Source organism: Acinetobacter sp. YH12096 (assembly GCF_013419215.1).
Lineage (GTDB): Bacteria > Pseudomonadota > Gammaproteobacteria > Pseudomonadales > Moraxellaceae > Acinetobacter > Acinetobacter amyesii.
In genome coordinates, this window is record NZ_VPAM01000017.1 from 1 (window position 1) to 14,962 (window position 14,962).

The following is a 14,962-nucleotide window of genomic DNA, read 5'->3' on the forward strand; positions in this document are numbered from 1 at the left end:
CGATGTCCTAGGCCTCTAGACGATAGGGACTTAATAAAATGTACTTCTGAAATTGGCGTCCCTACGGGGATTCGAACCCCGGTTACCGCCGTGAAAGGGCGATGTCCTAGGCCTCTAGACGATAGGGACTTAATAAAATGTACTTCTGAAATTGGCGTCCCTACGGGGATTCGAACCCCGGTTACCGCCGTGAAAGGGCGATGTCCTAGGCCTCTAGACGATAGGGACGTTTCAGAGGTGGGCGTATATTAGGGTGAAAATCGGGGGGTGTCAAACGCTTTTCTATAAATAAATTCAGTTTTTGTTGTTGAGTGCATAAAATTAAAACAATTTGCTAAAAATGTTTGAAAAATACATTATTTATGTCGGTTTTTTCAACACTTGTAAGATTGTAGCAATAACTTCTGGATGCGTTAAATATCCAGCAATATCGTGTGGGTGTTCAATCGATGTCTGAATTTGCTGGTTAATAATGGCGGGTTGAAAATCAAATGGTGCCTGACTCAGTGGAAAAGCGCTGAGAAAATCATCATGTGAATAAAAGTTTAACCAATCGCCTGAAATTGCATCAGGTCGCTGTAAAGGCTGAGGTAAGTGGGCTTGGATGACACGAAAAGCCAAAGGTGAGCCCAAGGTGATAAAGCGCTGTATGTTGAGTTCAGGATGTAACAGTAAAAAATGATACGCAATCACGCTACCTAGCGAATGTGCAATCAACAGGGTGGGTTTCGTTTGATGTAATTGCTCATGCAGACGAGTATGAACTGCCTGAATAAAGTGTGGATTGGATAAATAGAGATAAGTTTCGACCAAAAATTTATGCAAAAGTGTGGCATGTAATTTGGGGAAATAATTCATTAAAACTGCAAAATCGCGTAGCGCAAGATCTTTGCCGAGTGCGGTGATCGATTTGAATGACTGGCTCAATCCAATAGCATCATTGAGGGTGATGTCAGGTAGATTGTTTTGTACGGCATGATGCTCAAGTACTTTTGGTGATTTTTCTGGGAGTTCAGTACGATGGATAAACGGAAAATGTGGCCACGTTTGAGGCGTCAAGGTGCTGGCTTGAAGCATATTCTGTAAATGATAACGCGTGAGTAAGTCCCCATAAAAAGGCATGCGCATATGGTGCTGTATATACGATAAAAAAGTCTCTTGATGGCTTTGCTTTAAGCCTTGAGACAATAGTGCAAGCCAATGCTGTTCGAGCGAACGTGCAGTTTGTTGCTGTTGATTCATGCCATGGATAAAGATGATCTGCATATTGCACCTCATCGACGGACCAGTTTTTATTCTACTTTTATTAAAATATAGCCATAAAAAAAGAGCAACCGAAGTTACTCTTTTATCGTGTTTGGCATGACAACGTAGATCAATCTTTGTTGTGATACAAGGTGTAGTAGCTGATATAACACGCCACAATGAAGATCATACAGCAGATAAAGCCAGTTAACATTTCTGGGTCAAATACCATACTAATACAGGTAATCAGACAGAATACAAAACCGAGTATCGGCACAATTGGGAAGAGTGGTGCAGCAAAAGCTAAATCTTTTGCAGTTTTGCCTTCTTTATACCACTGACGACGGAAGTTGAATTGGCTTAAACAAATACTCATCCATACCACCACCATGGTAAATGCCGCGACACCTAACAAGTTTTTGAAGATGGTTTCTGGAGCGAATTGTTCAGACAGTAAGCCCGGCATACCACCGATCATGGTCACGATCACGGCAACATAAGGAATACCGCGCGAGTTCACTTTAGAGAACACTGCAGGTAATTGCTTACTATAGGACAATGACCACATCATTCGAGATGCAGCAAATAAACCTGAGTTTGCAGCAGAAAGTAGGGCTGTGATAATCACAAAGCGGATGATGTCTTCTGCATAAGGAATACCAATGTGCTGGAATACCGTTACGAAAGGTGAACTACTTACACCTTCGGCAGATAAGCCGGCTTCTTGGTGTGGCAATAATGCAGTAATAACAACAATAGTACCCACAAAGAAAATCAATAAGCGGAAAATCGCCGTGTTAATGGCTTTAGGCACATTTTTCGCTGGATCTTTGGTTTCACCCGCAGCAACACCAATCAGCTCAGTACCAGAGAATGCGAAGTTAACAATCAACATTGTAGCGAATATTGGGAACAAGCCTTCAGGGAACCATCCTTGTGCAGTGAGGTTGCTAAACAGCGGTGCAGCTTCATAGCCTCGATAGCCTAAAACACCAAAAATGGCCAATAGACCTAAAATAATAAAGGCAACAACGGTAATTACTTTGACTAAGGCTAGCCAAAATTCAGATTCAGCAAACCATTTGGTTGAAATCATATTCAAGCAGAATACAAAAGCACCAAAGATTAGGGTCCACATCCACATAGAGCTGTCTGGGAACCATTCCTGCATTAAAAGTGCAGCAGCAGTAAATTCAGTTCCTAGCGTTACTGACCATGTCAGCCAATACAGCCAAGTGATGGTATAACCCGTACCCGGTCCGATATAGCGTTTAGCATAAGCGCCAAATGAACCAGATTCTGGCATATGTACAGCGAGCTCGCCTAAGCAAAGCATCACCATATAGGCGATAATACCGCCTAAAAAATACGAAATAATGGCACCTACAGGCCCCGTTTGTGCAATGACTTCACCCGAACCAAGAAATAAACCAGTACCGATTGCGCCGCCAAGCGAAATCATCACCAGATGTCGAGTACTCATAGCGCGTTTTAACGGCGCAGAATTGCCCTGATGCGAAGCATCATTCGGAGAATGTGATGACTGCATAGAGAAAAAGGAGAATCAAATAATGAAGCGAGTAATTGTAGAGAAGAATGCAATGATGATGCAATCAATTAATATAAATTATAGATAAATAAACTTTAAGTTTGTCAGAGCTGACAGAAAAATTGGCGTCCCTACGGGGATTCGAACCCCGGTTACCGCCGTGAAAGGGCGATGTCCTAGGCCTCTAGACGATAGGGACGTTTTGAGGTGGGTGTATAGTACATAGCCCATCTATATTTGTCAAAATAGAGTTTGATTGTTATATTCTAAATGTATATAAATGAAACAAAAACAGAATCTTTTTAATGAAAAATAATTTTAATGAGTTTATTTCTGGAATTTTATTTGAAATCAATCAATTTAATGTGGGCAAAGTCCATGAAAGATTCTATATAGTTTTATTGAATTATTTGCATTGGTTTGAAGTTTATACAAATAATTTTTCTTCGTATATTAGTAAATCAGAGTTTGAAAGAATTATTGATGAACTTTTATTTAGGGATTTAGATGGGGAAAGTAGAATTACGTACAATCACCTTAAATCTTTAGATGATTCTCATTATTTTTTAGATATCCAGAGCTTTTTTAAATTATATTTAATCTTAAAGGTTCGAAGATATCAGTTGTCTAGTGATGATGTAGAACTTGAAAAATTAGAAAAAAAATTGGATGTATGTTTTGAGCCAATGTTGTGGAGTAAAGACAAACAAGATTTATTGGTTATTAATCGTGATTTTCCTGAATTTAAAAAACAGATGAATTCAAGTCGGGTGCTTTTGCCACTTTCATTAATAGTTTTTAACTTTACTTTTGTTGAATTAATATCTAATACAAGTTTGAGAGTATCTATCCAAATATTTCTAGCAATAGTAGCTGCGTGTCTTTTAGCTAATGTTTCTAAAGGTGCAAAATCCGAAAAGGACTCATTGGAGTTGAAAGTATGGGATTATATCTTGGTGTTGAGCGAGAATAAAAATTCATTAACGAAAAGCAGTTGAACGATTTCCTTAAATTATAGTCTGTACAGTGGTTTTTGTGGATTAAACTGCTCCCACAAATCATTTTTGAATTTATATGGAAACCCTAATTTTTCTCTCATAGGGAAGAGAAATAGTTTCATAAAAAAAGGTGGCTAATGAGCCACCTTAGCTATTTTATTTATCGTGATATAACCAATAATAACCTGCATAACACGCTGCCATAAAGATCAGACAGCCAATAAAGCCAGAAAGCATTTCAGGATCTGCAGCCATACTTAAACCTGTTGCGGTACAGCAGACAAAGCCAAGAATTGGAACCAGCGGGAACCATGGTGTACGGAATTTAAGCTCTGAAACGGTATGACCTTGTTTCAGCCATTGGCGACGGAAGTTAAATTGACTCCAGCAAATACTCATCCACACGATCACCATGGTGAAGGCAGCAACCCCCATCAAGTTTTTGAAGATCACATCTGCGCCAAATTGTTCTGACAATAGACCTGGTAAACCACCGATCATAGTGACCAATACAGCAATATAAGGCACACCTGTTTTGCTTAATTTGCCGAAAGCACGTGGTAATTGTTTTTGTGCAGACAGTGCCCACATCATACGCGATGCAGCATATAAACCAGAGTTAGCTGTAGACAGTAAAGCTGTAATAATGACGAAACGAATTAAGTCTTCTGCATAGGGAATGCCCATCAGGTTAAATACGGAAACGAATGGGCTACTACTTAAGCCGCCATGTCCACCAACATTTAAACCTGCATCGGTATAGGTCAACAGTGAACTGATGACGATAATAGTGCCGACAAAGAAAATGATTAAGCGCCATACCGCAGCATGAATGGCTTTAGGCACATTCTTTTCAGGGTTTTCAGTTTCACCTGCAGCGATACCAATCATTTCTGTACCATTAAAGGCAAAGTTCACGATCAATAGCGTGGCAAACAGTGGGAACAAACCATTTGGCAGCCAACCATGTTCAGTCAAATTGTGGAACATTGGAGCTGATTCATAGCCTTGGAAAGGCACGAAACCAAAGATGCAGGCAAAACCAAGGATGATGAAAATCAACACTGTTGCAACTTTCACCATTGATAACCAAAATTCTGACTCTGCGAATGCGCGTGTAGAACTTAGATTAGAAATCAGTACACCAGCAGCAAAGATCAGTGTCCATAACCAAATAGAGGTTTGTGGAAACCATTCCTGCATCAAAATAGCCGCCGCAGTAAATTCTGTACCTAAGGTGGCAGACCAGCCCAACCAGTACATCCAAGACACCATATAACCGGTACCAGGGCCAATATAATTTGTCGCAAAAGCACCAAAAGACCCAGAAACAGGTAAATGTACGGCAAGTTCACCCAAACAGAGCATGACCATGTAGGCAATCAAACCGCCAATAATATAGGCAAGAACAGCGCCTAAAGGCCCAGCTTGTGAAATAACTTCACCTGAACCCATAAACAAACCAGTACCAATTGCACCACCAAGTGAGAGCATCACAAGGTGTCGAGTCGTCATCGCACGTTTAAGCGATGGACTTTTACCTTCAGCAGACGAGTGTTGCGAAGGTTCAGAGGGAGATTGCATAGTGAAATGAAAATTGAACGAAAGGTATATTTTATGATTGAATGCAGTGAAATGATTGATAAATCGAATTTTTCTTATAATGTGATAATACTGATCTAAAATTTAAATCTTTAGCACTGACCATTGGATTAATGGTCAGGAGTTTGATACTCAGCTTCAGAAGTTGCAGGTACTTGAGTTTGTTCAGCTACAGGGGCTTTGTTGTCATCGCGGCTCACAATATACAGATAGAGTGCAGATGGAAATAAGATGGCTAAAACCAAGAGCAACTTTTTAAACATAGGGTATTCTTACATCAAAATAGATCAAGCTGAAGTATAAACAAAACCAGTCAGGCTGTAATTAATTAAAGTTTGTGGTTTTTCTGTTCTAGATTGGACAGTATGATTTGGTAAATGTCGGGGTAGTGTTGTTTAAAGTTCCGTTGTTGCATGATTGTGATGGTTGAAGCATTTGGCTCGACACCCAGTTTTAAAATTTTTTGGGTTAAAGCGAGTTGTGGGGAGCGACCATCAAAATGTGTATTCAGTAAGTTACCATCGGTATATTTTACTGTGAGTCTAATATTAAGTAGATAATCAAAAACATTAGGCAAACCAAAACCGGCAGCTTTGTAGAGTAAATTATATGTTTCTGCACGATAGCCACGGCCGTATGTTTGATGTGTTTTTAATAATCCTAATGCATTATAAAATTCTAATTTGGCAATAATTTCTTGTTCATTAATAGAACCATCGCCATTTTTTAAAGTCCTATTGATGGTATTAAAAGTGACATCGTTTGAGCTGGGTTTGCAATTAGCAGCAATCAGTCGCTTGATATCTTGAAGTGGAAGTATAAGATGCGCTGTGTCACACATTTTTTTAACTTCTTTATTTTTCATTTTACTGCTTTGAATATTTTTATTTTCAAATTCCTGCACTATGGCTGACCAACCATATATGTTTATAAATTTATAATAACGAGATGCATCATTTGTCATCCCTTTGATCTTTTTAAAGTCTTGAATGTTTTTCACTGATGGTGCATTGGTAGAGAGATTTTGTGGTAATGGAGCATTTGCAAAGCAATGCATACTCATTAGCAGGCAGCTGGTAATAACGATGTTTTTCATGGTTTGTGTGCTTTTAATAAATTGTAAACGTCAGGATATTTGGTTGAAAAGTCATTCTGTTCCATTTGTTTATAAACGTTACTATTGGGCTCGATTCCTGCATTCAGTAGTTTTTGAACCAAACTCACAGAAGGGTTACGGCCTTTGATATTGTCTAAAATTAAATTACCATCCACGCCCGTGTAATCGACTCCAATACTCAGCAAATAATCAGAAACGTCTTCAAGCCCCCAGCCAATTGCTTTGGATTGCAAAGAGCTTTTTTCTTCATACGGGCCAAATTTATACGTAACGTGTGTTTGTAAAACATTTTCCGACTTGTAGAGTTTTAATTTTTCAATGATTTCGTTTTGATCTATTTTGCCTTCTGCATTGGTTAATGCGCCATTAATAATCATAGAGGATGAACGGCCATTGAGTGGTTTGCAATTTGCTTTAAATAAGCGTTTGGTTTTATCGGCAGTGCTTTGACTCAGTGCAATTTCGCAAAGTTTTTCTATTTCCCCTTTAGGCATTTTACTTTTTAGGATGGTTCCATTTTCAAAATCACGAACGATTGACTCCCAACCGTATTTACTTGCTGTTCGGTAATACTGTATTGCTTCTTCGCTCAATTTTTTGGTTTTTTTCGCTTGTATTTGAGTGTCACGATCGTTGGTTTCGGGAATAGAAGATTCTTGGTCATCATTCAATGCTGTTTGATTTGTCTGATTGGCATCGTGCTCAACAGTATTTGAAAGATTTGTCGGTAGGCTGGCTTCGGGTCTAAAAATGTAGATGAAGATACCGAGACATACTATGCACAGGCCAAAGAGTAAGATTATTTTTTTCATGTTTTAGTCTATTTTAAAATGAATCAAGAGCGTTTTTAAGGCGCTCTTGATAGGGAAGATTAAAATTTAAATGTGACATCAGCAATGAACTGTCGCCCAATTTCAGATCTAAGTCTGTTGGTCGACTCACTAATACCTGGGGTGGTATAGATATTATGTCGATTGGTAATATTGTTAATGGTTAAACCGAATATTGCTTTGTAGTCTTTAGCGAAATTGAAATCATAAGTGGTACGCATATCCCAACTAAATCGAGGTCTAATCGTATCTGTAGCATAGGCTTCCAACAGGACACCATCATGCTCAACTTTGTTTTTTAGTTTATACGTATCTTTATATTCAGATTTGTAGCTTAAGAAGTTATTAATCTTTAATGGTAAATTTGAAAACTCAATGTCCCAACCAAAACGAGCAGTCCAAGGCTGATTGAAATTTTCAACAGGACGTTCATTAAATTGGATGAGGCTGCCGTTAAAGATAATATTGCGATCTTCAGCAGCGGTATTACTGTTAACGTTATATGACTCAGAATAGTCTAAATAATTTTTTTCCGATTCAGTGTAATCAAAGCCAAAGTTAAACCCGTGCAGAGAGTTTTTATAAACGACTGGCAGCGTATTTCTGAGTGTGAGTGTGTAAATGTCAGCTTTTGCTTTACCACTATTGCTATATTCAAAATGATCGATGGTGTTGCTGGTTGTTGGATCAATAAAACGATTTTTTGTGATTTCATCTTTGCTATCGCGATTCACCCATTTCAGACCAAGGTTCCAGTTTTTAACTTGGCTATTAATGGCAAACACAATTTCGTCAGCATAAGGGGTCTTTAAATTGGCACGTTGAATATTGGAATTAGCTAATATTAAATCTGATAACCCAGTTTGAGTCCAATAGTCTTCAGTTTGATTTTTTGTGCGTTTTAAATTGTATTCCAAAAATGCAAGTTGATCTTGCAGCTCAGTGGCTAAGGTATAGTTTGCATAATATCGATTCCATCCCGTAGTGAAGGACAAAAGATCATTTTTTAGCGGTTTATAGTTAAAGGCAGTACGAGGTGCAATATTTAAATTTTTCGACAAGCTGTCATAATCTGCACGTAAACCTATACGCGCTGAAAAATTATCCCAAGTCGATGTGTTTTCAATGAAGGTATGCACACGTTGTTGGTCAATATTAACTTTACCTTTTTGATAATACTTGCCATTTGTTTGATATTGGCCTTGATAGTTATTTTCATCCGTTGCTTCATCACAAAGAATATCACCTGCCGTACAGCTAATGCCTGAACTAGATGTAAAAGTCTTAGGCTGATTATACATATAGGCATCGTTAGGCCGTTCCCATGCAACTTTAGAATAGTCATAGCCCATACCAAAGCTTAATTGTTGCATGCTGTTGCCAATCTGAATGGTATCAAAAGCATTTTTTAGACTATACGAAAATGTATCTTGGTGTAATTCAATATCACTACTTGTGGCACCTTCACCAGGATTGGAACTCCAGTTTTTAGTTGGTGTTTGCTTCCAAAGAATGCCGGTAGTTGAATCATTTTCACGTGCTTGGCTTAGCGTTTGATAGCTAATATTTTGTTTTAATGTTGAATTATTGAGTTTACTTTCTAATTCACCAAAAAATGTCAGCGTTTCTGTATTGCTAATACTTTTTGAATTTATTCGCTTATCAACGAAATTTAGACTGTCCAAATCCCCTAAATCAAAGCCAAACTTCGCTTTGGTTGTGTCCGAAGGTGTGTAAAAAAGGGTAGTCCCTAAGTTGATATTATTACGCTCGCTTTTGACTTTACTGCGATCTTCTAAACCACTCATTACTGGAACGATGGATTCACGTTTAGAGGCATAACTATTGATGCCCCATTGTGCAGAGAGTTTGCTGTATAGATTCAGGCTTAAGCCGTGTTTTTTATATTCTTTATTATTTGATGATGTTGGATCTTCAAACTCTGCAGCTTCTTCTTCATCGGTAAAATGATAACGTGACCAATCACTTTCCGTGTAGTCGTAAGTAACGGAGCCGTGGATTTTGCCAATTTCAGTATTTGGGGTACAAGTTTCAGCATTAACTACACCACCTGTAAATTCGCCGTATGCTGCAGAAACATTACTATCGATCAATTCTAATTTACAAATTAAATCGGTATTTAGGGCCATCCCTTGTGAGCCACCATCAAGCTTGCCTGAATAGGAGTTGCCGCTTGCCAGAGGGTCAAGGTTATTGGTGGTATTGACGCCGTTAATTACAAATTTATTTCGGTAAGTTTGCGCGCCATTAATAGATATCTCGGATGGTCGTAGCTCAGCCTGAGAATCTGCAGAACGTTGTTCACGGCTAAACTGCACATTTGGATTAACTTTTAAAAAGTCTGTGATATTTTTCGAACTATTCGGCGTTTTTTCTAAATCTTCTTTGGAGTAGACGGTTGTACCTACTTCTGGCTTGGCTTTGACTTCAACTTCAATCGGCGACATTTTGAGATTATTGCTTTGAATAAATTGAGTTGTATCAATTTCATTAGCATAAGCTTGAGATGCTAAAGCAGTCAAAATTGCGAGATTGAGGGGAGAATAGGCAAAGCGCATGGCTGTCAACAATTATGCAGATAAAAACGATAGCGATTATCATTAACTTTATAAAAATAATCAATAGAAATGAGAATTATTTGCAATAAGTGATTTTTTAATACACAGCGAATTCAATGAAAATTTTGAATAATCAGAAGAGATGGTGATGTGTATTCAATAGACTTGAATAATCAGCTTGGAGAAAGTCTGAATAAGAATTGGCGTCCCTACGGGGATTCGAACCCCGGTTACCGCCGTGAAAGGGCGATGTCCTAGGCCTCTAGACGATAGGGACGTTTAGAAGATGGCGGTATCTTATTGATCCGCCATCATAGTGTCAAGTAGGTGAGGGCCGAGTTTGTTCAAAATATAACAGAACAGTTCAGCGGTCTTCTGAGTATCGTAAAGTGCAGAGTGTGCTTCTTTGCCATCAAACTCAATACCTGCCTGAATACATGATTTTGCCAGCACAGTTTGTCCAAACATTACAGCGCTCAAAGTCACTGTATCGAATACGGAAAAACTATGGAAAGGATTTTGATTTTTTGTCCCTGTACGTGCAATCGCTGCCTGTACAAAACCTAAGTCAAAATGGGCATTATGACCAACTAAAACCGCGTGTGTGCAGTTCTGTTGGCGACGTACTTCATTCACTGACTTAAAAATACGTTTTAATGCTGATTTCTCATCTTCAGCCATGGCCATACGCATCGGATTAAATGGATCTACACCAATAAAATCCAGTGAGCGACGGTCAAGGTTGGCACCTTCAAACGGATTGATATGTGCATGGTGGGCTTCACCCGGTACAAAATTACCTTCTGCATCATACACAATAGGAATCGCTGCAATTTCCAGTAAGGCATCGGTCTGTGAATTAAAACCTGCTGTTTCGACATCGACAACAACAGGTAGGAATCCACGGAAACGTTGACCAATGACTGGTCGAGTTTCATCTGTCACACTTTTCTCCATTGGATGGTCTTACCCGCATACAACGGAATAATTTTTTCGCCATCCAAGTAGTCTAAACTTTCAGGGATCACTTGATCTTCTTTTACCAAAGTAATGGTATTGGTATTTCGAGGGAGTCCGTAGAAGTCTGCACCAAAGTGGCTTGCAAAACCTTCTAAACGGTCGATTTTACCGACTTGATCAAATGCTTGAGCGTATAGCTCAATTGCTGTTGGTGCACTATAACATCCTGCACAGCCACATGCATTTTCTTTAGCATTTTTTGAGTGCGGCGCACTGTCTGTACCTAAGAAAAATTTAGGGTTCGCACTGGTCGCGACTTCGAGCAAAGTTTGCTGATGGGTTTGACGTTTTAAAATCGGTAAGCAATAGAAATGCGGTTTAATACCACCCACCAACATATCATTACGGTTAAATAATAAATGTTGCGGTGTGATTGTCGCAGCGACATTACGGTCTTGTTCTAATACAAAATGCGCAGCTTCACTGGTGGTGATGTGTTCTAGCACCAATTTTAATTTAGGGAACTGTTTTAACAGTGGAGATAGCACTTCATCTAGGAAACGTTTTTCACGGTCAAAAATATCGACATGGTTATGCGTCACTTCACCATGTAACAGTAATGGTACTTGGTGTTCTTCGAGCTGCTCAATCACACCATATACTTTACTAATGTCACTGACACCACTGTCCGAGTTCGTGGTTGCACCTGCTGGATAGAGCTTAATGGCATTAACATGCTCAGATTCTTTAATTTTTTTAACTTCACTTGCAGGTGTGTTGTCTGTGAAATAGAGCACCATGCGCGGGTCAAAGTGAACGCCTTCAGGAACATGTGCCATGATACGTTCACGGTATGCATTTGCTTCTTCAACGGTTTTTACCGGTGGTACGGTGTTTGGCATACAAATCGCGCGAGAGAATTGTTGTGCTAAATCAGGAACTGTACGCTTTAGGGCTAGACCGTCACGTAAATGTGCATGCCAATCATCTGGCTGAAGAAGAGTAATCGTATTCACAGCGATTCCAAGCTTGGAAATAAAACAAATGATAATGCAAATAATGTGAAAATGGTAACGAGATTTATGTACAAATGACTGAACAGATATAAATAAAGAATAAAAACTGTGGTATTTTTAAATGACTAAAAAAATTAGATAAATGCTTGGAAATGGAATACAAGTATAACCTTGCAAAGTTGCAATACGATAAAGAAAAAATAGAGGAACTGATTACACGGCAAACTCGTCGTGTAGGGGAAATGTTTCCTAAAAAACTGGAAACTCAATTTTGGACTTTAAGTCTCGATCGTGCACAAACCAACATACGTCATTTTTTTTGGATGGGAGTGTTGATCTACTTTGTGCTCACGATGCTGATCATTCCCGGAGATTACTGGATAATTAATCAACAGCATTTTGTGCATGATTTTATTCGTTGTTTGCTTGGTCAGCTCAATGGTGCGCTGTGTCTTTTGGCTTTATATACCTTTGCCCGTTACGACCGTCTGAAGCCTTATTTTTCACATGCCAGTATGTTTGTAGTGTTTTGGGCTGTTATTTCAATGTCTTGGCTCACCATGACCGTGTATACCGAAGCACTTAAACATCAGGCCATGATGATCCTTTGTATGATTTACATCTTGAGCTATATTTTGACGGGGGTAAAACCGGTCCAAATGTTGATGTCTGGATTGTTGGCTGCTGTGGTCACCATGTTGATGCTTTTTTCATTAGAAGTGAAATTTGATGTGATGGTGTTGGGGCGTGTACTGATTGGAAGCTGTGTATTGGGTTTTGCAATCAGTAAGATGCTCTGTGCGCGTGAACGGATGATATTTTTGAATATGCTGCGCGCGGATATTAGTGAAAAAATCCATCGTATTCATACCACAGAGCTTTTACATTTAAGTCAGCATGATGAATTAACCAAGATTTCAAACCGACGTACTTTTGATGAAATGCTTGATACCTTTTATGAGCAATCTCGACGTAATAACACCTCGCTTGCTGTGCTATTTATCGATGTCGATCATTTTAAAAACTATAACGATTTCTACGGTCATCAAAAAGGCGATGATGTAATTTCAACCATTGCCAAAACCATTAAAAATGCCATTCGACATATGGATTTTGTAGCGCGATATGGTGGTGAAGAATTTGTGGTTTTATTGCCTGAAACCGATGCGCATGGTGCTTATGCGGTAGCGTCAAATATTTATAAAGCAATCGATCGTTTAGAAATTCCACATGCCAAATCACAGGTTTCAAATCACGTCACTATTAGTTTGGGTATTACGGTATATCGTGCTGAAAATATGACGAAGGATGAACTGTTAAATATTGCCGATCAGGCGTTGTATCGTGCGAAACAATTAGGCCGGAATCAAATTTACTATCAGTCGATTCGTTCAGCACATGTGGCTTAATGTTTAATAAAATTGAGAACTTCTCTGAAATCGGCAATAAAAAACCGCGCAAAATGCGCGGTTTTTTATGACTCAACAAATCTTATTTGTTTTTGTCTTTTAATTGAGGCACTGCAGAACCTGTACCTACTGCAAGTAAGCCAGAGTTTGTGTAGATACCTAATTTAGCGCGAGTATCTGTGATATCCAAGTTACGCATAGTCAATTGACCGATACGGTCAGCAGGACTAAACATAGAGTCACCTTTCTCCATAGTTAAACGTTCAGCTTCATAAGTGAGGTTAGGAGATTCAGTGTTTAGAATAGTGTAGTCATTACCACGACGAAGTTCTAAAGTCACAGTACCAGTGATTGCTTTAGCAACCCAACGCTGCGCAGTTTCACGAAGCATTAATGATTGAGAATCGAACCAACGACCTTGGTAAAGAAGACGACCTAAACGCAGACCGTTAATACGGTATTGTTCGATGGTGTCTTCGTTATGAATACCAGTCACTAAACGTTCATAAGCGATATGAAGAAGTGCCATACCCGGAGCTTCGTAGATACCACGAGATTTTGCTTCAATGATACGGTTTTCGATTTGGTCAGACATACCTAGACCATGACGACCACCGATACGGTTAGCTTCAAGAATGAACTCAACTGGGTTTTCGATGCGTTTGCCATTTAATGCAACAGGGAAGCCTTCTTCGAAAGTTACAGAAACTTCTTCAGCTTTTACTTCTACGTCATCTTTCCAGAACGCAACGCCCATGATTGGGTCTACGATTTTGATACCCGCATTAAGGTATTCAAGATCTTTTGCTTCGTGAGTCGCACCTAACATGTTTGAGTCAGTTGAGTACGCTTTCTCTTTTGACATTTTGTAGTCAAAACCGTTGTCGATTAGGAACTGTGACATTTCTGCACGGCCACCTAATTCGTCAATAAAGGTTTGGTCTAACCACGGTTTGTAAATTTTAAGTGCTGGGTTAGTCAATAGACCATAACGGTAGAAACGTTCAATGTCGTTACCTTTATAAGTCGAACCGTCACCCCAGATGTTTACGTCATCTTCTTTCATTGCGGTTACAAGCATCGTACCTGTAACTGCACGACCAAGAGGAGTCGTGTTGAAGTAAGGCATACCACCAGTTGAAATATGGAAAGCGCCACATTGAATAGCCGCAATACCTTCTAATGCAAGTTGTAAACGACAATCAACTAAGCGAGCTTTAACTGCGCCATACGCTTCCGCTTTTTTTGGAATCGCATCGTAGTCGTCTTCATCAGGTTGACCTAAGTTTGCTGTGTAAGCATAAGGTTCTGCACCTTTTTGTTTCATCCACAAAAGCGCAGCTGAAGTATCTAGACCACCAGAGAAGGCAATACCAACTTTTTTGCCAACTGGGACATTCTGCAAGATAGTTGCATTATCAGTCATTGTTAATCCTAACGATATAAATATAGGCACCGAGAATGGGTGGCCTGAAAGAATACATATATGTGCATGATTGTAGCACTTTTCTGCGGGGTTTTTCTAAAAAATCATGAGATACAAGCGATGAGGTGGAAAAAAATGATCGTTGAAATCTATTGGTGAATACTTCATCCAGTTTTTGCGGGCGGAAAATGCGTTTTCTGAATGGAATAGGATGTAAATATAAAGAAATCT

The 14,962-nt window shown here is 39.1% G+C and carries 12 protein-coding genes and 4 tRNA genes; 2 read left to right on the forward strand and 14 right to left on the reverse strand.

Annotated features, from left to right (window positions below):
* Positions 1-53 precede the first annotated feature (53 nt).
* The 5 genes from FTU36_RS08715 to FTU36_RS08735 form a co-directional block, all read right to left on the reverse strand.
* A tRNA-Glu gene (locus FTU36_RS08715) sits at positions 54-129 on the reverse strand.
* 23 nt (positions 130-152) lie between these two features.
* Positions 153-228: transfer RNA gene (locus FTU36_RS08720), tRNA-Glu, on the reverse strand.
* 132 nt (positions 229-360) lie between these two features.
* Positions 361-1,266, reverse strand: a complete 906-nt coding sequence (locus FTU36_RS08725; RefSeq protein WP_111885776.1) for an alpha/beta fold hydrolase — start codon at positions 1,264-1,266, stop codon at positions 361-363.
* 109 nt (positions 1,267-1,375) lie between these two features.
* A complete protein-coding gene (locus FTU36_RS08730) occupies positions 1,376-2,794 on the reverse strand; it encodes an amino acid permease (protein ID WP_078189154.1) in 1,419 nt (472 codons plus the stop codon).
* A 123-nt stretch (positions 2,795-2,917) separates the two neighbouring features.
* A tRNA-Glu gene (locus FTU36_RS08735) sits at positions 2,918-2,993 on the reverse strand.
* 106 nt (positions 2,994-3,099) lie between these two features.
* On the opposite strand from FTU36_RS08735, the gene FTU36_RS08740 reads away from it, so the two are divergent.
* A complete protein-coding gene (locus FTU36_RS08740) occupies positions 3,100-3,792 on the forward strand; it encodes a hypothetical protein (protein WP_180117495.1) in 693 nt (230 codons plus the stop codon).
* A 156-nt stretch (positions 3,793-3,948) separates the two neighbouring features.
* Here the strand turns inward: FTU36_RS08740 and FTU36_RS08745 are convergent, their stop codons facing one another.
* The 8 genes from FTU36_RS08745 to pyrC form a co-directional block, all read right to left on the reverse strand.
* Positions 3,949-5,376: an amino acid permease gene (locus FTU36_RS08745; RefSeq protein ID WP_180106287.1), complete on the reverse strand. Its 1,428-nt coding sequence runs from the start codon at positions 5,374-5,376 to the stop codon at positions 3,949-3,951.
* A 128-nt stretch (positions 5,377-5,504) separates the two neighbouring features.
* Positions 5,505-5,657: a hypothetical protein gene (locus FTU36_RS08750; protein ID WP_168379378.1), complete on the reverse strand. Its 153-nt coding sequence runs from the start codon at positions 5,655-5,657 to the stop codon at positions 5,505-5,507.
* Between the two features lie 65 nt (positions 5,658-5,722).
* Positions 5,723-6,490, reverse strand: coding sequence for a hypothetical protein (locus tag FTU36_RS08755; protein ID WP_180117497.1), 768 nt, complete (start codon positions 6,488-6,490; stop codon positions 5,723-5,725).
* Positions 6,487-7,323 (reverse strand): hypothetical protein, encoded by an 837-nt coding sequence (locus FTU36_RS08760; protein WP_180004186.1) that lies wholly within the window; start codon positions 7,321-7,323, stop codon positions 6,487-6,489. The genes FTU36_RS08755 and FTU36_RS08760 overlap by 4 nt, the downstream gene beginning before the upstream one ends.
* 59 nt (positions 7,324-7,382) lie before the next feature.
* Entirely contained in the window at positions 7,383-9,920 is a 2,538-nt protein-coding gene (locus tag FTU36_RS08765) for a TonB-dependent receptor plug domain-containing protein (protein ID WP_180117499.1), read from the reverse strand.
* A gap of 201 nt (positions 9,921-10,121) precedes the next feature.
* A tRNA-Glu gene (locus FTU36_RS08770) sits at positions 10,122-10,197 on the reverse strand.
* 20 nt (positions 10,198-10,217) lie between these two features.
* Positions 10,218-10,877 carry a ribonuclease T gene (gene rnt / locus FTU36_RS08775; RefSeq protein ID WP_078192915.1) on the reverse strand — a complete coding sequence of 220 codons (660 nt, stop codon included), beginning with the start codon at positions 10,875-10,877 and terminating at the stop codon, positions 10,218-10,220.
* The gene (gene pyrC, locus FTU36_RS08780; protein WP_111885770.1) at positions 10,862-11,896 is read right to left on the reverse strand and encodes a dihydroorotase; all 1,035 of its coding nucleotides are present in this window, start codon (positions 11,894-11,896) and stop codon (positions 10,862-10,864) included. The genes rnt and pyrC overlap by 16 nt, the downstream gene beginning before the upstream one ends.
* A gap of 152 nt (positions 11,897-12,048) precedes the next feature.
* On the opposite strand from pyrC, the gene FTU36_RS08785 reads away from it, so the two are divergent.
* A complete protein-coding gene (locus FTU36_RS08785; protein ID WP_180004192.1) occupies positions 12,049-13,305 on the forward strand; it encodes a diguanylate cyclase in 1,257 nt (418 codons plus the stop codon).
* Between the two features lie 82 nt (positions 13,306-13,387).
* On the opposite strand, the gene argG is transcribed toward FTU36_RS08785, so the two are convergent.
* The gene (gene argG / locus FTU36_RS08790; protein WP_078192912.1) at positions 13,388-14,731 is read right to left on the reverse strand and encodes an argininosuccinate synthase; all 1,344 of its coding nucleotides are present in this window, start codon (positions 14,729-14,731) and stop codon (positions 13,388-13,390) included.
* Positions 14,732-14,962 lie beyond the last annotated feature (231 nt).

Coding starts and splice junctions, on each gene's coding strand:
- FTU36_RS08725 (WP_111885776.1), bottom strand. CDS start 1,266: ATGCAGATCATCTTTATCCATGGCATGAATCAACAGCAACAAACTGCA.
- FTU36_RS08730 (WP_078189154.1), bottom strand. CDS start 2,794: ATGCAGTCATCACATTCTCCGAATGATGCTTCGCATCAGGGCAATTCT.
- FTU36_RS08740 (WP_180117495.1), top strand. CDS start 3,100: ATGAAAAATAATTTTAATGAGTTTATTTCTGGAATTTTATTTGAAATC.
- FTU36_RS08745 (WP_180106287.1), bottom strand. CDS start 5,376: ATGCAATCTCCCTCTGAACCTTCGCAACACTCGTCTGCTGAAGGTAAA.
- FTU36_RS08750 (WP_168379378.1), bottom strand. CDS start 5,657: ATGTTTAAAAAGTTGCTCTTGGTTTTAGCCATCTTATTTCCATCTGCA.
- FTU36_RS08755 (WP_180117497.1), bottom strand. CDS start 6,490: ATGAAAAACATCGTTATTACCAGCTGCCTGCTAATGAGTATGCATTGC.
- FTU36_RS08760 (WP_180004186.1), bottom strand. CDS start 7,323: ATGAAAAAAATAATCTTACTCTTTGGCCTGTGCATAGTATGTCTCGGT.
- FTU36_RS08765 (WP_180117499.1), bottom strand. CDS start 9,920: ATGCGCTTTGCCTATTCTCCCCTCAATCTCGCAATTTTGACTGCTTTA.
- rnt (WP_078192915.1), bottom strand. CDS start 10,877: ATGGAGAAAAGTGTGACAGATGAAACTCGACCAGTCATTGGTCAACGT.
- FTU36_RS08785 (WP_180004192.1), top strand. CDS start 12,049: ATGGAATACAAGTATAACCTTGCAAAGTTGCAATACGATAAAGAAAAA.
- argG (WP_078192912.1), bottom strand. CDS start 14,731: ATGACTGATAATGCAACTATCTTGCAGAATGTCCCAGTTGGCAAAAAA.